Annotated in this window: 15 protein-coding genes; 2 read left to right on the top strand and 13 right to left on the bottom strand. The window is 66.7% G+C overall.

Annotated elements, in window-relative coordinates; all coding sequences use genetic code 11:
- Nucleotides 1-2: 2 nt before the first annotated feature.
- The 5 genes from RT91_RS06355 to RT91_RS06335 all read right to left on the bottom strand — a co-directional run bounded on the left by RT91_RS06355 (nt 3) and on the right by RT91_RS06335 (nt 5,713).
- Complete coding sequence (locus RT91_RS06355) at nt 3-1,823, bottom strand: TRAP transporter large permease subunit (protein WP_240314217.1); 1,821 nt, start codon at nt 1,821-1,823, stop codon at nt 3-5.
- Nucleotides 1,824-1,965: 142 nt separating this feature from the next.
- Nucleotides 1,966-2,982, bottom strand: a complete 1,017-nt coding sequence (locus tag RT91_RS06350; protein ID WP_035186281.1) for a TRAP transporter substrate-binding protein — start codon at nt 2,980-2,982, stop codon at nt 1,966-1,968.
- Nucleotides 2,983-3,033: 51 nt separating this feature from the next.
- Nucleotides 3,034-4,038: a transketolase family protein gene (locus RT91_RS06345; protein ID WP_035186279.1), complete on the bottom strand. Its 1,005-nt coding sequence runs from the start codon at nt 4,036-4,038 to the stop codon at nt 3,034-3,036.
- Nucleotides 4,038-4,934: a transketolase gene (locus RT91_RS06340; RefSeq protein WP_035186277.1), complete on the bottom strand. Its 897-nt coding sequence runs from the start codon at nt 4,932-4,934 to the stop codon at nt 4,038-4,040. Before RT91_RS06340 ends, RT91_RS06345 begins: the two co-directional genes overlap by 1 nt.
- Nucleotides 4,935-4,963: 29 nt before the next feature.
- Nucleotides 4,964-5,713 carry an SDR family NAD(P)-dependent oxidoreductase gene (locus RT91_RS06335; protein WP_011941720.1) on the bottom strand — a complete coding sequence of 250 codons (750 nt, stop codon included), beginning with the start codon at nt 5,711-5,713 and terminating at the stop codon, nt 4,964-4,966.
- A 76-nt stretch (nt 5,714-5,789) separates the two neighbouring features.
- Here RT91_RS06335 and RT91_RS06330 point away from each other — a divergent pair, with 76 nt between their 5' ends.
- A complete protein-coding gene (locus tag RT91_RS06330) occupies nt 5,790-6,722 on the top strand; it encodes a LysR substrate-binding domain-containing protein (protein ID WP_231844492.1) in 933 nt (310 codons plus the stop codon).
- Here the strand turns inward: RT91_RS06330 and RT91_RS06325 are convergent.
- Both RT91_RS06325 and RT91_RS06320 read right to left on the bottom strand, forming a co-directional pair.
- Nucleotides 6,707-7,402 (bottom strand): response regulator, encoded by a 696-nt coding sequence (locus RT91_RS06325; RefSeq protein ID WP_013639825.1) that lies wholly within the window; start codon nt 7,400-7,402, stop codon nt 6,707-6,709. The two genes, RT91_RS06330 and RT91_RS06325, sit on opposite strands and share 16 nt — an antisense overlap.
- Nucleotides 7,399-10,002 (bottom strand): sensor histidine kinase KdpD, encoded by a 2,604-nt coding sequence (locus RT91_RS06320; protein ID WP_035186272.1) that lies wholly within the window; start codon nt 10,000-10,002, stop codon nt 7,399-7,401. The genes RT91_RS06325 and RT91_RS06320 overlap by 4 nt, the downstream gene beginning before the upstream one ends.
- Before the next feature lie 480 nt (nt 10,003-10,482).
- On the opposite strand from RT91_RS06320, the gene RT91_RS22310 reads away from it, so the two are divergent.
- Nucleotides 10,483-10,797: a hypothetical protein gene (locus RT91_RS22310; RefSeq protein WP_205408954.1), complete on the top strand. Its 315-nt coding sequence runs from the start codon at nt 10,483-10,485 to the stop codon at nt 10,795-10,797.
- Nucleotides 10,798-11,118: 321 nt separating this feature from the next.
- Here RT91_RS22310 and kdpC read toward each other — a convergent pair whose 3' ends face one another.
- The 6 genes from kdpC to RT91_RS06300 form a co-directional block, all read right to left on the bottom strand.
- Complete coding sequence (gene kdpC, locus RT91_RS06315; RefSeq protein WP_007425088.1) at nt 11,119-11,718, bottom strand: potassium-transporting ATPase subunit KdpC; 600 nt, start codon at nt 11,716-11,718, stop codon at nt 11,119-11,121.
- Nucleotides 11,719-11,733: 15 nt separating this feature from the next.
- Entirely contained in the window at nt 11,734-13,770 is a 2,037-nt protein-coding gene (gene kdpB / locus RT91_RS06310; RefSeq protein WP_011930763.1) for a potassium-transporting ATPase subunit KdpB, read from the bottom strand.
- A gap of 11 nt (nt 13,771-13,781) precedes the next feature.
- Nucleotides 13,782-15,479 (bottom strand): potassium-transporting ATPase subunit KdpA, encoded by a 1,698-nt coding sequence (gene kdpA, locus RT91_RS06305; protein WP_011941712.1) that lies wholly within the window; start codon nt 15,477-15,479, stop codon nt 13,782-13,784.
- A gap of 21 nt (nt 15,480-15,500) precedes the next feature.
- The gene (locus RT91_RS21950; RefSeq protein WP_154653532.1) at nt 15,501-15,641 is read right to left on the bottom strand and encodes a hypothetical protein; all 141 of its coding nucleotides are present in this window, start codon (nt 15,639-15,641) and stop codon (nt 15,501-15,503) included.
- A gap of 5 nt (nt 15,642-15,646) precedes the next feature.
- Nucleotides 15,647-15,841, bottom strand: a complete 195-nt coding sequence (locus RT91_RS22305; RefSeq protein ID WP_013639830.1) for a potassium-transporting ATPase subunit F — start codon at nt 15,839-15,841, stop codon at nt 15,647-15,649.
- A gap of 152 nt (nt 15,842-15,993) precedes the next feature.
- The gene (locus RT91_RS06300; protein WP_035186269.1) at nt 15,994-17,553 is read right to left on the bottom strand and encodes a lysine--tRNA ligase; all 1,560 of its coding nucleotides are present in this window, start codon (nt 17,551-17,553) and stop codon (nt 15,994-15,996) included.
- Nucleotides 17,554-17,691: the final 138 nt, after the last annotated feature.

The following is a 17,691-nucleotide window of genomic DNA, read 5'->3' as shown; positions in this document are numbered from 1 at the left end:
GCTCAGAGCGCGCCCCAGGGCACGAAGGCGATCGCCAGCAGGCCCAAGACCAGCGCGGCGAGATAGCCCCAGATGGTCTTCAGGGCCCGGTTCGGGTCGATGTCGGTCATGATCCCGGCGGCGTAATAGCCAAGCCCGAACGGCGGCGCGAACAGGCCGATACCCATGGCAAGGATGACGATGATGCCATAGCGCACATCGCCGATATGCAGCGTGCGGGCGATCGGAAACAGGATCGGCCCGAACAGCACCAGGATCGGGATGCCCTCGAGAATGCTGCCGAGCACGATCATCAGGAAAATCGAGCCCAGCAGGAAACCGTAGCGCCCGCCCGGCAGGGCCAGCATCAGCCGGGTGATGTCGTCCGCGAAGCCGGACTGCGTCAGCGTCCAGCTCATCGCGGTCGCCACCGCGATGATGAACATGATCGCCCCCGACAGCCCGACCGCCTTCGCCGCGCAGTCATACAGCGCCGCCGGCCGGAATCCGCCATAGAACACGACCCCGAGCACGATCGCATAGACGGTGCCGATGGTGGCGACCTCGGTCGCGGTGGCGATGCCGTCGATCACGGCGAAGCGGATCACGAAGGGCAGCGCCAGCGCGGGCAGGCCGTGGAGGAAGCTCCGCAGGACCCGCCGCGCCGGCACACGCGGCGCCGCGGCCGCCGCATCAGCCCCCGCCCAGATGCGCGAGAGCAGCGCCAGGATGACCGCCAGCAGGATGGCCGGCATCAGCCCCGCGGCGAACAGCGCGGAAATCGAGGTTCCGGTGACCGCGCCGATGATGATCAGCACGATCGAGGGCGGTATCGTCTCCGCCATCGCGCCGCAGCACGAGACGACGGAGAGTATGTGCCCCTCGTCGATCTTCTGCCGCTTCATCTCGGGCACCACGATCGGCGCGACGGCGGCGAGATCGGCCGTCTTCGCCCCGGAGATGCCGGAGACGAGCAGGATGCCGCCGATCAGCACATAGAACAGCCCGCCCTTCACCGGGCCGATCAGCTCGGTGAGGAACCGCATCATCGCCGGCGCGAGCCGGGTGACGGTCAGCAGCCCGCCAAGCAGCACGAACAGCGGCACCGCGAGCAGGATGATCGAGGAGGTGCCCTGCTCCACCTGGCTCGCCATCACGGCGAGCGGCGCGCCCTGCGTGACCATCAGGTAGAAGGTGGTGCAGAAGCCGAAGGCGAAGGCGATCGGCACGCCGGCCAGCACGGTCGCGAACAGCATCGCGATGAAAACGAAGATCACCTCCGCCAGCGTGTCGGCGGCCAGGGCCCGGCCGGCCAGCCACGCCGCCCCGACGATGACCGCCGCACCCACTGCGCCGCGCCAGAAATCCCCGCCCCGATGCGCGAACAGGTCGCGCAGCAGATAGAGCGCGATCAGCGCGAAGCCGGCCACCAGCCCCGCCGCTTCCCAGGCGCTGGAAATACCGAGCTGCGACAGCGACGACAGTTGCTCGACCTGAAGGAAGACGAGGCTCGGCCCGATCATCGCCAGCACGGAAGCGAGCTGGATCACATCCGCCCCGGCGCGGAACCGGGCCTGCAAGCGCGCCGGCAGACTGTGCACCAGCGCCGTCATCCGCATGTGCCGGTCGTCGCGCACCGCGATCGCGGCGCCGATCATGGTGAGCCAGACGAACACCAGCCTCGCGAATTCCGTCGACCAGATGAGCGGATGGATGAACACCGTGCGCGCGATGATGCCGGCGAACAGCACCAGCACCTCCACCGCCAGCAGCACGACACCAGCGCCATCCAGTGCTGCATCGGCGATCCTCGCAACCGGGCGGCGCATCCTGCCGGACGCCATGGTTGCAGAACATGCCTGCATCGTTTCTCTCCCCCGGTCGTTCCGCACGCGCGGCGCCGTCTGTTCTTGTCGTCGCGTTTCAGCTGCCCGCATGGCGGACGGTTCGGGAGCCTCACCCAACCGTCCGCCGGCGGGTGCGGCCTTATTCCAGCGGGCCGGCCGTCTTTTCAAGCAGGCCCCACGCCTCGGCGCCGAATTTCTGCTTCCAGTGCGGATAGTATTTCTTCTTGCCGAGCACGCTGCGGAACGCCGCCTTGTCGACATCGAGAACGGTCATTCCCTTCGCCGCGAGCTTCGATTTCAGCGAGTTGCCGAGATCGGCGATATCCTGCCGCTCCGCATGCCCCGCCTTGCCGAATTCCTCGGTCACGATGTCCTGCCATTTCGCCGGCAGCCGCGCGAAGGCCGGCTTGTTGCCGATGATCAGGTAGCCGTCCCAGGCGTGCCGGGTCATGCTGAGATATTTCTGCACGTCATAGAGCTTCGCCGTGTAGATGATCGGCAGCGGATTTTCCTGGCCATCCACCACGTGATTTTCGAGCGAGGTATAGACCTCGCTGAAATCGATCGCGGTCGGCGCAGCACCAAACGCGGCGAACATGGACGAGAGGATTGGCGCCGGCGGCACGCGGATCTTGAAATTGTGCAGATCCGCCGGCGTCCTCACCGGCTTCGTGCCGGAGGTGACGTTGCGGAATCCGTTTTCCCAACTCGGCCCGATCTGGTGCATGCCGTGCGCGTCGATCTTCTTCGCGATATAGGCGCCGAGCGGACCGTCGACCGCCGCCCACACATCCTTCGGCGTGAGGAACGCATAACCGATATTGACGATGCCGGCCGCCGGAATCGTCGTTGCCAGAATGGAACTGGCCATGTTCATGATCTGGATCCCGCCGAGCCTGGTCTGCGCGATCAGCTGCTTGTCGGTGCCGAGCTGCGCCGCGGGGTAGAGCTTGATCTCGAGCCCGCCATGGGTCGCCTCGCGGATCGCCTTGATCGCCTGCGCCGCGCGGATGTTCACCGGATGGGTCGGCTCCTGGCCGGTGGCCATCTTCCAGCGAAACTGCGCCGCATCGCCCCTGCGGGTCAGGATCGCGAAGGCCGGCACGGATGCCGCCCCCGCCAGCAGCGTGCGCCGCCGGATCGTGTTATTGCTCATCGTTGTTTCCTCCTTTTGAAATGATGCAGCCATTACCTCGATGTTTTCATCTCAGAGCCACGCCCTGATCTGCCGCGCCATCGCTTCGGCCGAGATGCCGTAGCGGTCGTGCAGCGTCGGCAGCGCGCCGGCCGCGAGAAACTCGTCCGGCAGGCCGATCTGCCGGAACCGGGGCGCGATGCCGGCGCGCAGCATCCCGGCCGCCACCGCCTCGCCGAGCCCGCCGACCACCGTGTGGTTCTCGGCGACGACGACGAGACGCCCGCCCTTGCCGGCGGCGGCGAGGATCGTCTCAAGATCGAGCGGCTTGATCGTCGCCGCGTGCAGCACCTCGACGCCGATGCGGTCCGCCTCCAGCGTCTCGGCCGCCTGCAACGCGCGCATCGTGGCAAGCCCGGTCGAGATCACCAGAACATCGTTGCCTGTCCGGATCGTCTTGGCCTTCCCCAGCTCGAACGTGTAGCCATATTCGTCGAGGATCAGCGGTACGTTGCCGCGCAGCAGCCGCATGTAGACCGGCCCGTCATGCGCCGCGATCGCCGGTGTCGCCTGCGCGATCTCGTGCGCATCGGCCGGATCGACGATGGTGAGATTCGGCATGCCGCGGAAGATCGCGATGTCCTCGGTCGCCTGATGGCTCGGCCCGTAGCCGGAGGTCAGGCCCGGCAGGGCGCAGACGATCTTCACGTTGAGCCGTTCTTCGGCGATCGCCATGCAGATGAAGTCATAGGCACGGCGGGCGGCGAACACGGCATAGGTCGTCACGAAGGGCAGCGCCCCCTCGCGCGCGAGGCCGGCGGCGGCCGACATCAGCAGCTGCTCGGCCATGCCCATCTGGTAGAAACGCTCCGGATAGGCCTTCGCGAAAATGTGCAGGTCGGTATATTTCGCGAGATCTGCGGTCAGCCCGACGATCTCGGGGCGCATCTTCGCCAGCTCGACGAGCGCGTTGCCGAACGGCGCCGGCGCGGTGCGCTGGCCGGGTGCGGCGATCGAGGCGATCATCGCCGATGTGGTCAGGCGCGTCTTCGGCGCCCTGGTCTGTACGGTGCTCATCACGGGGCCTTTGCGCTGAAATTGGCGTCGAGCAGGTCGATCGCCTGCTGCCATTCCTCGGCCTCGACGCGGAGGAAGTGGTTGCGCTCGCGGGTTTCGAGGAAGGGCACGCCCTTCGCCATCTGGGTGTCGCAGATCACGATGCGCGGCGCGGCGACTTTCGCGGCGCGCGCGGCGTCGAAAGCGGCGACCACGGCGTCGATGTCGTTGCCGTCCACGCGCTGGGTATGCCAGCCGAAGGCGCGGAAGCGTTCGTGCAGCGGCTCGCGCGACGACATCGCCGAGGACGGTCCGTCCGCCTGCTGGTCATTGACATCGACGATGCCGATGAGGTTGTCGAGCTGCCAGTGCGCCGCCCCCATCACGCCTTCCCAGATCGAGCCCTCGTTCAGCTCGCCGTCGGAGAACAGCGTGTAGACGAAGGCGTCCGATTTTTTCCGCTTCAGGCCGAGCGCCATGCCGACCGCGATGCCGACGCCGTGGCCGAGCGAGCCGCCGGTGATCTCCATGCCCGGCGTGTAGGCGGCCATGCCCGACATCGGCAGGCGGCTCTCGTCGGCGCCATAGGACTCGATCTCGCTCTCGGGCAGAATCCCCGCCTCGATCAGCGCCGCGTAAAGCGCGATCGCATAATGGCCGATCGACAGCAGGAAGCGGTCGCGCCCCTCCCAGTGCACGTCGTCCGGCCGGTAGCGCAGCGCATGGAAATAGGACACCGCGAGCACATCGGCGATGCCGAGCGCCTGCGCGATATAGCCCTGCCCCTGCACTTCGCCCATCCGCAGCGCGTGCCGGCGGATGCGATAGGCCCGCTCGCGCAGCGAAACGTTCGAGCCGGCATGGGGGAAGCCGCCATTGCGGGCTTCCGGGGACAAGACCTGTTTGGTGGAAGACATGGGGCAGAATTCCCGGCGCTGTTTCTGGATCAGTGGATCAGCATGCCGCCATTGACGTCGATCACCGCGCCCGTGACATAGGCGGAGAGATCGGAGGCGAGGAACAGGAAGATCCGCGCCACGTCCTCGGCGGTTCCGAGCCGGCCGATCGGAATCCCCTTCAGGATCTCGGCGCGCATCTCGTCGGTCAGCTTGCCGCCGGTGATCTCGGTCTGGATCAGCCCGGGCGTCACCGAATTCACGCGGATGCCGGCGGGGCCGAACTCGCGCGCCATCGCCTTGGCGAGGCCGAGCACGCCGGCCTTAGCCGCCGAATAGTGCGGCCCGCCGAAAATCCCGCCGCCGCGCTGCGCCGAAACCGACGACATGCACGCGATCGAGCCGCTGCCACGCGCGCTCATATGCGGCAGAAACGCCTGGCTGAGATGGAACACGCCGGTGAGGTTGACGTCGATCACCCGCTCCCAGTTCCGCGCCTCGATCTCCAGCAGCCGCAACGGTTCGGTGATGCCGGCATTGTTGATCAGGATGTCGGCCTGGCCGAACGCGCCGATCACCCGGCGCGCCGCCTCATCGCAGGCCGCGCGGTCGGTGACGTCGCAGGCCACGCCGAGATGCCCGGCGCCGAGCGACGCCGCCGCCTCGTCGGAAGCCTCCTGATCGAGATCGAGAATGGCGACCCGCGCGCCATGTTCGGCGAACAGCCGTGCGGTCGCGAGGCCGATCCCCTTCTTGCTCGCGCCACCAGATATGACTGCGGTCTTGCCCTTGAGCAGCATGCGTTTCCTCCGTGTATCCGGAACGGAGAAAAGCGCCTGACGAATGAAATTTCAAAGGGATAATTTGCATGAATCGGTGAATCTGGTTCATCTGTGTTTCGCCATGCTGAACACCATTCCGCTGTCCATGCTGCGCGCCTTCGAGGCCGCCGGGCGAACCGGCTCCTTCCGCGCCGCCGCCGCCGAACTCAACCTGACGCCGAGCGCGGTGAGCCACGCGATCCGCAAGCTCGAAGACCTGCTCGGCGTCCGGCTGTTCCTGCGCCAGGCCAGGACGATCGAGATGACCACCGAGGGACAGACGCTGATGCGCCATGTCGCGGAGGCGTTCGACACGCTGCGGCGGGGCATGCAGGCCGTCTCCACCCGCGCGCCGCGCCTGTTGCGCCTGCATGTCGCGCCGAGCTTCGCGACCCAGTGGCTCGCGCCGCGGCTGCAACGCTTTCTCGCGGCGAACCCGCAGGTCGAGGTGCGCATCGCCGCGAGCACCGACTATGCCCGCTTCAGCGACGGCGCCTTCGACGCCGACATCGTCTACGCGGCGGCGCCGACCGCGCGGGTCATGCCCGGCATGGTGCGGATTTCCCTCGGCGAGGAAACCGTGACACCGCTCTGCGCGCCCGCGCTTGCGGCGCGGATCACGAGCCCGGCCGATCTGGTGCAGGAAACCCTGATCCACAGCGACAACAAGATGCTGCGCTGGCCCGACTGGTTCGCCGCCAACGGGCTGAGCACGCCGGCGCCGCACGGCCTGCGCTTCGACCGCAGCTTCCTCGCCATCAGCATGGCGGCCGACGGACTCGGCGTCGCCCTCGAATCAACCAGGCTGGCCGAACGCGAGATCGCCGGCGGCCGGCTGGTGGCCCCGCTGCGGGGACGCTCGGTCGACCTGCATTATCTCGCGCATTTCCTCGTCTATCCGCAGCCCAGCCAGGCCAATCCGCTGATCTCGCGATTTTCCGCCTGGCTGCAGCAGGAACTCGCCGCATCGCCTCACTCGAAGATATAACCGAGCCCCGGCCGCGTCCTGATGTGCCGGTCCGCGAACGTCCCGAGTTTCTGGCGGATGTTGCGGATATAGATGCGGATGTAGGTGCGGTCGGAGTCATGCACCCCGCCCCAGCCGGCACGCAGGATGTCGTCATGCGTCACCAGCTTGCCGCGATGCCGCGCCAGCGCCGCCAGGATCCGGAATTCGGTCTTGGTGAAATGGATCTCGGCGCCGTCGAGGCTGACGCTGCGGGCCGCCTCGTCGATCCGCAGCCCGTCGATCTCGATCGCCTCGGTCGGCACCCCCTGCCCGGTCGCGATCAGGCGGAAGGCGTTGCGGATGCGCGCGAGCAGCTCGCCGAGGCCGAAGGGTTTCTCGACATAGTCGTTCGCTCCGGCATCGAACGCCGCGATCTTCTGCGCCTCCTGGTCCCGCGCCGAAAGCACGATCACCGGCACATCCGAGAATTCCCGCAGCTTCACGATCACGTCCTGGCCGTCGAGATCGGGCAGGCCGAGATCGAGCAGGATCACGTCCGGCACCATCGTCGCCGCCAGCCGCAACGCCTCCGCCCCCCGCTCCGCCCGCAGCACGACATATCCCGCCGCCTCCAGCGCCGGCTTGAGGAAGCGGTGGATCTGCGGCTCGTCATCCACCACCAGCACGCGGCCGGTCTCGATCCGCTTCGCCTCGGTCATGGCACCGGCAGCTCCACGCGGATGATCGTTCCCGGCAGTCCGTCCGCCGGCAGGTCGCGCCGCGGGCTCTCGGCGGCGATCGTCCCGCCCATCGCCTCGACGAAGGCCCGCGCGATCGCCAGCCCCAGCCCCGTGCCGGGCGCCACACGGTCACCCCGCACCACCCGGAAGAAGCTGTCGAACACATGCGGCAGATCCTCGGGCGGAATTCCCACCCCCTCATCGGCGACCGACAGCACGACGCTGTCCCCCGCGCGCCGCGCGAACACCGAGATCGCCCCGCCCTCGGGCCCGTATTTCACCGCGTTCTCCAGCAGATTGACCAGCACCTGTTCCAGCAGCGCCGGATCGGCGCGCACCGTGGCCGCGTCTTCGGGAATGTTGACCGCGGTGTGGAACGCCTCCTTCACCCGCGCCACCGCGTGTTCCACCACCGGCGCAAGATCCACCTTCTCGTGCCGGGCAACGATCTCGCCCGTCTCGATCCGCGCCATCCCGGTGATGTTGGCGAGAAACCGCGTCATCCGCCCGACATCCTCGACGATGCTGGCCAGCAGGTCGCGCCGCGTCGCTTCCGGCAGCTCGCCATCCGCTTCCGCCAGCGTCTCGGCCGCGCCGCGGATCGCGGTCAGCGGCGTGCGCAGGTCGTGCGAGAGCGAGGAGAGCAGCGCCGTGCGCAGGCGCTGCGTCGACTCATGCGCCCGCGCCTCCGCCGCGCTGGTGGCCAGCCGCAGCCGTTCGGCGGCCAGCGCGGCCTGGTCGGCGAGCGCGCTGAGCGTCTGGATCACCGGCTCGGCCGGGGGGGTCTCGGGCCGCACGCCGAGCACGCCGATCGCCCCTGCCTCGGTCGCCAGCGGCTGGAACCGCCAGGCCGATGCGGGTAGCGTCGTCGTGCCCATGCCGGTGGCCACGCGATTGCGCCAGGCGAATTCCGCCGCCGCCACCGCCGCCTCGTCGAACCCGCCGGCGCGGGGCAGCCCGTCGCCCCGTGCGAGGAGCAGCACCGCCTCGCCGGCCAGCGCCCGCGCCTCCGCTTCCACCACCGCGGCCAGCCCCGCCTCGTCCGAAACCTGCGCCAGCGCGCGGCCGAACAGCGTGATCCGCCGCAGCGCCTCGATCCGCGTGCGCGCGGTCTCCGCCTCCGCCCGCACCCGCCCTGCCAGCGAGCCGGTCAGCACGCCGACGACGAGAAACGCGAACAGCGCGGTCACGTCCCGCGGGTTGGTCACCGAAAGCGTATAGATCGGCGGGAGAAAGAAGAAATTCCACAGCACGAAGCCGGTCAGCGCCGCGAAGATGCCGACGCTGCGGCCATACAGGCTCGCCATGCCGACGACGATCGCGGTGAAAACATACCCCATCGCCTCGGCCGGCAGCACGCCGCGCAAGGCGAACCCGCCGATCGTCGTCAGGATCATGATGCCGAGGCTGATACCGAAAGGCATGAGCTTCGGCGGCGGCGCGCGATGCGGCGGCGCCGGCCGGCTCGCCGCGGGATCGGGAACCACATGCAGCGCATAGGCCCGCGCGCCCCGCGCAAGCCGCGAGGCGAGGCTACGCCGCCACCGCCACCGACCACGGCCGCGCGCGATCACGATATGCGCGACGTTCTGCCGCGCCGCCGCATCGAGCAGGGCGGCGAACACATCCGCGTTCGTCGTCGTCTCCACGGTGCCGCCAAGCTGGATCGCGAGATCGAGCGCCGGTTGCACGGCCATGCCGGTCGCCGCCCGCTCGGCATGGAAGGCGAAGAACGGCGCGCGCAGCGCCTCGGCCAGCCGGGAGGCGTGCCGCACCACCTGCTCCGCCGCCTCGCCGGCCTCGACCACCGCCATCACCCGCTCCGCCGCAGGCCAGGGCCCTGCGATCGCCTGCGCGCGCATATAGGCGGCGATGTCGCGATCGACATGCTGCGCCACCCGCCGCAGCGCCATCTCGCGCAGCGCGGCGAGATTCCCCGGCCGGAAGAAGCCGCCCAGCGCCCGCCGCGCGACATCCGGCCGATAGACCAGCCCCTGCTTCAGCCGCGTCCGCAATTCCTCCGGCGGCAGGTCGATCAGCTCGATGTCGTCGGCAAGGCCGAGCACCGTGTCGGGCAGCGTTTCCGCCACCCGGATGCCGGTAATCCGCGCCACCTGGTCGTTCAGGCTTTCGAGATGCTGGACGTTCAGCGTGGTCCAGACATTGATCCCCGCCTCCAGCAGCGCCGCGACGTCCTGCCAGCGCTTGGCATGGCGCAGGCCCGGCGCGTTGGCATGCGCAAGCTCGTCGACCAGCAGCAGCGCCGGCCGCCGCTTCAGCGCGGCATCGAGATCGAATTCCTCCAGCAGCCGGCCGCGATAGGGCACGATCCGCCGCGGCAGCACCGGCAGGTCGGCGAGCTGTTCCGCCGTTTCGGCGCGCCCGTGCGTCTCGACCAGGCCGACGACGACATCCGTTCCCGTCTCGAAGCGCCGCCGCGCCGCGGCCAGCATTTCCCACGTCTTGCCGACCCCTGGGGCCGCGCCGAGGAAAATCTTGAGCTGCCCGCGCCCGTCACTGTTCGCGCGGGCGAGCAGCGCGTCCGGGTCGGGCCGGTTCTCTGGCGATGCGGATCCCATGCGGGATGATCACGCCATCTCCGGCAGGCGCGCAAGCCCCGGCGCCGGTCCCCGCCGCCTGACGCCTTCCGGCGCCCCGCCAGGGTGAGGTTCAACCTGAGTATCGATACTCACAAAAATGCTCAAACGTCCTGTTTCCACGCGCCGCGGGTAAATATACGCAGCTCGGTTAAAGCGGATGGCGCGATTCTCTCCAAGCCGCAATAATGATGTTCCAGAGCCTGGATAATAGCCGCCGGACACGTGATTTGCTGATCACCATTTTTCCGCGATTGTGCCGAGGGCGGAATCGGAACAACACACCGGCCTCGACCACGCGGGTGACCTGGTTGCGCCCGGAGCCGTTCGAACTGAAATACTCGACCCATCCGCCCGGCGAGCAGGGCCTTTGCCGAATGCGTAATCGGTGAAGAGCCCCGCGCCGGACGAGGCGGCGATCAGCCGGTTGAGGTTGCGCCGGCGGGGCGCTGCTGCGGAATGGTGGCGAATCATGATGCCTCCTTCAGGCTCTTGCTTCGCGGCTGCCTTGCAAGCTTTACCAAGGAACAAAATTCAGCCCTTGATCGACAACCAGAACGATACGATTTGATCTCGATTTATCACTCCCATGGATTGGGAAGCTCGGCGCCGTATAATTTGAAAGAAAAAAATGATAACAGTATTAAAGAAACAAGACTTATTATGATTGTCAGGATGGACACCGTCGAACAAATAAATATTTCAACAAAAATCGGCTTATATTTTGTCAAAAATAAAATTGAATATTCGATAACCATAATGGAAATAAATGGCTGAACGATCCTGAAAAGATAATCAGTAAAAAATTTTGTGTTGATATGCCTTTTCAACGAAAGCAATCTCATCAATATCGACGATGAAACAACAATCCATGGCAAAATGCTTGACTCCAGTAAATTTTTTTCTCCTATGCCAATTTTCCTATTCATCAAATAAAATATGACTATCGAAAATACCATCAACCACATGATGGCCCAGACCGTGAAAAGCCGCATCGTTATACGTGGCACAACTTCCAGCGAATGAACGTGCGGCATCTGATGTCTTTTCTTGCCCACGGCGGCTTTCCGTTTATCCGGCATCGCAGCATGAAATCCGTCATTTCTGGCTGTTTCTGGCCAAAGCGAGGTTCAGCCGCAGCACGTCGACATGCGCGGTGCCGATCACGCCGAACGCCGGCCGCACCGCGAGGCGGCGCACCAGGCGCTCGACCGTCGCCGCCGGCATTCCCCGCGCCCGCGCCACCGCGGGCGCCTGCCGCAGCGCGTTCGCCAGCGAAATGTCCGGATCGAGCCCCGACCCCGACGAGGTCGCCGCATCATCCGGCACCGGCCCCGGACCATAGGCCTTGCGATAGGCGGCGATCCGCGCGGTGACATGGGCGACGAGCGCCTTGCTGGTCGGCCCGAGATTGGACGCGCCGGATTCCGAGGCGTCATAGGGCGTGGGTATGGTCTGGCCTTTCGCATTCGTCCCCGTCAGCGCCGAGGGACGGGAATGGAACCATTGCGCCCCCCGGAAATCCTGCCCGATCAGCGCCGAGCCGACCGCCTGTCCATGAACCCGGATCAGGCTGCCATTCGCCTCGAAGGGAAAGACGAGCTGCGCCAGCCCGGTCACGGCCAGCGGTGCTGCCAGTCCGAGCAGCAGGGTGAAGAGGACGACAAGGGAAAACGCGGGGCGGAGTTCGCGCAACATGACGGTCTCGCTCGATCAGCTGAAGATGTGGAAACTGTTCAGGATCAGGTCGATCACCTTGATCCCGACGAACGGCGTGACGATGCCGCCAAGCCCGTAGATCAGCAGGTTGCGCCGCAGCAGCGCCGCCGCCCCCATCGGCCGGAAGGCAACGCCGCGCAACGCCAGCGGCACCAGCACGACGATGACCAGCGCATTGAAGATCACCGCCGAGAGAATGGCGCTTTCCGGCGAGGCCAGGGCCATGATGTTGAGGGCGCCGAGCTGCGGGTAGCTCGCTGCGAAGATCGCCGGCAGGATCGCGAAGTATTTCGCGATGTCGTTGGCGATCGAGAAGGTCGTCAGCGCGCCACGGGTGATCAGCAGTTGCTTGCCGATCTGCACGATCTCGATCAGCTTGGTCGGATCGCTGTCGAGATCAACCATGTTGCCCGCCTCGCGCGCCGCCTGCGTGCCGGTCTGCATCGCGACACCGACATCAGCCTGCGCCAGCGCCGGCGCGTCGTTGGTGCCGTCGCCGCACATCGCGACCAGCCGTCCCTCGGCCTGCGCCTTGCGGATATAGCCGAGCTTGTCCTCCGGCGTCGCCTGCGCGATCACGTCGTCCACACCGGCCTCGGCGGCGATCACGCTCGCTGTCACCCTGTTATCGCCGGTGACCATGACGGTGCGGATGCCGATCCGCCGCAGCGCCTCGAACCGCTCCCGGATCCCCGGCTTGACGATGTCCTTCAACTCGATGACGCCAAGCAGCGCGCCCTCCGCCATCAGGCCGAGCGGCGTGCCGCCGGCGCGCGCGATGCGGTCCACCGCCGCGCCGAAGGCGTCCGGCGCGGCGCCGCCCACGAGGTCGAGGATCGAGTCCACGGCCCCCTTGCGCCAGTGCCGCTCGCCGGCATCGATGCCAGAAAGCCTTGTGTTCGCGCTGAACTTCACGATTTCCGCCCCGTCCGGCAGCACCGGATCGACGCCGAATTCCTCCCGCGCCAGCCGCACGATCGACCGCCCCTCCGGCGTCTCGTCGCCGAGCGAGGCGCAGGCGGCGGCCTCGGCCATGCGCCGCACATCCACACCCGGCACCGGATGGAACGCAGAGGCCATGCGGTTGCCGAAGGTGACGGTCCCGGTCTTGTCGAGCAGCAGCGTGTCGACATCGCCTGCCGCCTCGACGGCGCGGCCCGAGGTCGCGATCACGTTGAAGCGCACCAGCCGGTCCATCCCGGCGATGCCGATCGCCGAGAGCAGACCGCCGATCGTGGTCGGGATCAGGCAGACGAACAGCGCCGCGAGTTCGGCGATGCCGAGCCGCGTGTGCGAATAGGCTGCGAAGCCGGGCAGCGTGACGACCACGATCACGAACACGATGGTCAGGCCGGCGAGCAGGATGTCGAGCGCGATCTCGTTGGGCGTCTTCCGCCGCGCCGCCCCCTCGACCAGGGCGATCATCCGGTCGAGAAAGCTCGAGCCCGGCTCGGACGTGACGCGGACGACCAGCCAGTCCGACACGAGCTCGGTGCCGCCCGTCACCGCCGAGCGGTCGCCGCCCGCCTCGCGGATGACGGGAGCGGACTCGCCGGTCACCGCACTTTCGTTGACGCTCGCGATACCCTCGACGATTTCCCCATCGGCGGGAACCAGGTCCCCGGCCTCGACGAGCACGAGATCCTCCCGCCGCAACTGCGGCGCCGGCACCAGGGTGAACGCGGCGCGATCCGCCGGATCATCCAGCCGCTTCGCCATCGTGTCGCTGCGCGCCCGCCGCAGGCTCTCGGCCCGCACCCGTCCGCGCCCTTCCGCGACCGCCTCGGCGAAGGTCGCGAACAGCACCGTGATCCACAGCCAGATCGCGATGACGATCGAGAAAGCCCAGGCTTGGCCTGAAACCATTTCGCGAATGCCGACGAACGTCGTCAGCAGGGCGATGATCTCGGTCACGAAGATCACCGGATTGCGGATCAGCGTCCGCGGGTTCATCTTGGCGAAGGCATCGCGTATCGCGCGGATCAGGATATCGCGATCGAACAGCCCGATCGTCTCGGCTTTGCGGGACATGTCAGCGCTCCTCAGAAGGTCTTGCCGGCGAGCAGCAGGTAATGTTCGACGATCGGGCCAAGCAGGTCGGCCGGCATGAACTGCAGCCCGACCAGGATGACGATGACACCGATCAGCAGGCCGATGAACAGAGGCCCATCGGTCGGAAACGTGCCCTCCGAATGCGGCAGCCTCGGCTTGGCGCCAAGCGATCCGGCGATCGCGAGCACTGGGATCATCACCGCGAACCGGCCGAACAGCATGGCCAGGCCCAGCCCGTAATCGAGCAGCATCGTGTTGGCCGAAAGGCCCGCAAAGGCGCTGCCGTTATTTTCGGTGGCCGAAGTCCAGCCATAGAGCATTTCGGAGAGACCGTGCGGCCCCGCATTGGCAAGCGATGCCAGCCCCGATTTGGTCAGCAGCGAGAAACCCGCTCCGGCCAGGATGAACAGGGTCTGCACCAGAATTGCTAGCATCGCGAGCTTCATCTCCCGCGCCTCGATCTTCTTGCCGAGATATTCCGGCGTCCGGCCGACCATCAGCCCCGCGACGAACACCGCGAGCAGCGCGAAGAGAACGATGCCGTAAAGCCCCGAGCCGACGCCGCCGGGTGCGATCTCACCCAGTTGCATCATGAACAGGGCCGTCAGCCCGCCGAGCGGGAGATAGCTATCGGTGAACGAATTGACCGCGCCGGTCGAGGTCCCGGTCGCCGCGATGTTGAACGTGGTCGACTGCGCCACGCCGAAGCGCACCTCCTTGCCCACCATGTTGCCGGGATGCGCCGCGAGGCCGGCATGGACGAGGATCGGATTGTTCGCCGCCTCCGCCGCATAGGCGCCCACCATGCCGCACGCGAGGATCACCGCCATCACGGCGAACAGCGCCCGCCCGTCGCGCCGCCGCCCCGCCACATGGCCGAAGGCGATCGGCAGCGCGAAACCTATGACCAGGATGAGCCAGATTTCCAGAAGGTTCGTCCAGGCCGTCGGATTTTCGAACGGATGCGCCGAGTTGGCGTTGAAGAACCCGCCGCCGTTGGTGCCCAGTTCCTTGATCGCCTCCTGCAACGCCACCGGCCCGCGGGCGATGGTCTGCATCCCGCCCGCGAGGGCATGCACATGGGCATAGGGAGCAAGCGTCATCGGCACGCCGGAGCCGATCAGGAACAGTGCGGCGACTACGGCGATCGGCAGCAGGAGATACAGGGTGATCCGGACGAGATCGACGTAGAAATTGCCGAGCGTGCGAATGCCGCCGCCCGCGAAGGCGCGCATGAGCGCCGCCGCCGCGGCAAGCCCGGCTGCCGCGGAGAGAAAATTATGCACCGCGAGGCCGAACATCTGCGCGCCATAGGAAATCTGGCTCTCGGGCGCGTAGGCCTGCCAGTTGGTATTGGTGGTGAAGGAGACTGCCGTGTTGAAGGCGAGCTTCGGACTCATGCCCCTGATGTGTTCGGGGTTGAAGGGCAGGAAATACTGGAGCCGGAGAATCGCGTAGAGCAGCAGGAAGTGGATCAGGCTGAGCAACAGCAGGCCCACCGCATAGGCGCCCCAGGCCATCTGGCGCTGGGGATCGATGCCGCAAAGGCGATAGATCGGCGCTTCGATCGCCGCGAGGAATCGCAGCTCGCCGCGATAAAGTCGGGCGAGATAGGCGCCCAGCGGAAAGGCCGCGCCGAAGACGAGGGCGAGCGCGAGGGCGATGAACCCTATTCCGTGCAAGGTCATGGGGGTTTCCGTTCGGAGACGCTATTGTTCGGGGGGATGCCGGTGAAGAACCTGGCGTGCCACCTGCCACATCCACAGGATGACGAGGACGATGGCGAGGGCACTGCCGATGCAGATCAGGGCATCGGCGATCAGGCCGGAGATGTTTGCCGCCACATGCATGGCGTTCAGAAATCCTCGGGCCGCAGGAGGGCCCAGACGAGATAGACGAGGATCAGCAGGGCGGCGATGCCGGAGAGAATGAGGTCGATCATCGATCCGGCTTTCGTCAGATCTTCTCGCAGGCGTTCACGTAGAGCAGGAAGAGGCCGAAGATCGCGAAGGCAAGAACGAGCGTAAGAAGGTCCGCCATGATGGGTCATCCCGAATGCGCCTGACGATCAGGCGACTGACTGTGTTCGGGATAATGGCTGGCAGGATCGTAAAGATTCCAGACCGAATTCCGGCTGGAATGTATAGAAAATGTATAGATCCGGGCCGCGCGGGTGGTTTTGGCCGCCCGCGCGGCGAAGGGTCAGCGGGCGAGGCCCTGTTCGATCAGGGCGATGGTGGGGGCGATGCCGTAAAGCGCGATGAAGCCGCCGAAGCGGGGGCCCTCGGTCTGGCCGAGCAGGACCTGGTAGAGGCAGCCGAACCACTCCCGCAGGCTGGCGAAGGGGTGGCGCTTGCCGACATCGTAGAGCAGGTTCTGCAGGGCCTCGGCATCGGCGTTGTCGGGGATGGATTTCAGACCGTCGGCGAGGTCGAGCAGGGCCGTGCGTTCCAGCTCGGTGGGGCTGCGATACTGTTTCGCGGGCTTGATGAAGTCCTGATAGTACCGCACCGCGAAATCGACCAGGAGGGCGAGGAAGGGGGCCGATTCCGGGGACGCTTCCGGCCGGTAGGCGCGGATGAAGCCCCAGAGCAGGTCGGGGGTTTCGGCGTTGACCACCGAGGCGAGGTTGAGAAGCATGGCGAAGGGGATCGGACTGCTGGAGGCCGTGGGGATCTCGCCGCCATGGATGAACCAGGCGGGATTGTCCTCCGCCCTGCCCTTGCCCTCGCGGAGATTGTCCTGGTTGGCGAGGTATTCGTCGGTGGCACGGGGAATCACGTCGAAATACAGGCGCTTGGCCCGCTGGGGCGAGGCGAACATGAACTGCCCGAGGCTTTCGGCCGGGGCGTAGGTCAGCCATTCCTCGACCGAGAGGCCGTTGCCCTTCGACTTGCTGATCTTCTGGCCGTGCTCGTCGAGGAAGAGTTCGTAGGTGAAGCTCTCGGGCGGCTCGCCGCCCAGGGCGCGGACGATGGCGCTGGAGAGGCGGACGGAATCGATCAGGTCCTTGCCGGACATTTCGTAGTCCACGCCGAGGGCGAACCAGCGCATCGCCCAGTCGGCCTTCCATTGCAGCTTGGCGCCGCCATCGAGGATCGAGGTTTCGTGGAGGATGCCGGTTTCGGGATCGCGCCAGGTGACGCTCGCCGCATCGACATCGACCTCGTCGATGGCGACCTGCATGACCTGGCCGGTGCGCGGGTGCAGCGGGAGGATGGGCGAGTAGGTGGCCCGGCGCTCGGGGCCGAGGGTGGGGCGGATGATGTCGCGGATGACATCGTGCTTGGCCGCCACGGCGCGGAGGGCGTCGTTGAAGCGGCCGGAGGTGTAGTATTCGGTGGAGGAGGCGAATTCGTATTCGAAGCCGAAGGAATCGAGGAAGGCTTGCAGGCGGGCGTTGTTGTGGGCGCCGAAGCTCGGGTGGGTGCCGAAGGGGTCGGGCACGCGGGTGAGCGGCTGGCCGATGAACTCGCGGAGCATGTCCTGCCGCGGGACGTTGCCGGGGACTTTGCGCAGGGCGTCCATGTCGTCGGAGAAGGCGAGGAGCTTCGAGGGCAGGCCGGTGAGCCTGGTGAAGGCGAGCCTGATCCAGGAGGTGCGGGCGACCTCCATGAAGGTGCCGATATGCGGCAGGCCGGAGGGGCCGTAGCCGGTTTCGAACAGGGCCGTGGATTTCCCCGATTTCTGCAGGCGATGGACGACGCGTTCGGCTTCGCGGAAGGGCCAGCTCGTGGGGGTATCGGCTTCGGACTTTGTCATGATTTGCGTTTAGGGTCGGCGGGCGACCGGGTCAAACGCACGGGTCGGGGGCCGGGCGCGCGGGCGCGCCGGCTTGTCAGGACCGGGGAAAGAAGCGGGTTCGGAGCGGGGGATCGGGCGGGCGGAGCCAGACGGCGC

This window comes from Acidiphilium sp. JA12-A1, from assembly GCF_000724705.2.
Lineage (GTDB): Bacteria > Pseudomonadota > Alphaproteobacteria > Acetobacterales > Acetobacteraceae > Acidiphilium > Acidiphilium multivorum.
The sequence above is the reverse complement of the archived record's forward strand: the minus strand, read 5'-3'. Positions and strand labels throughout refer to the sequence as shown.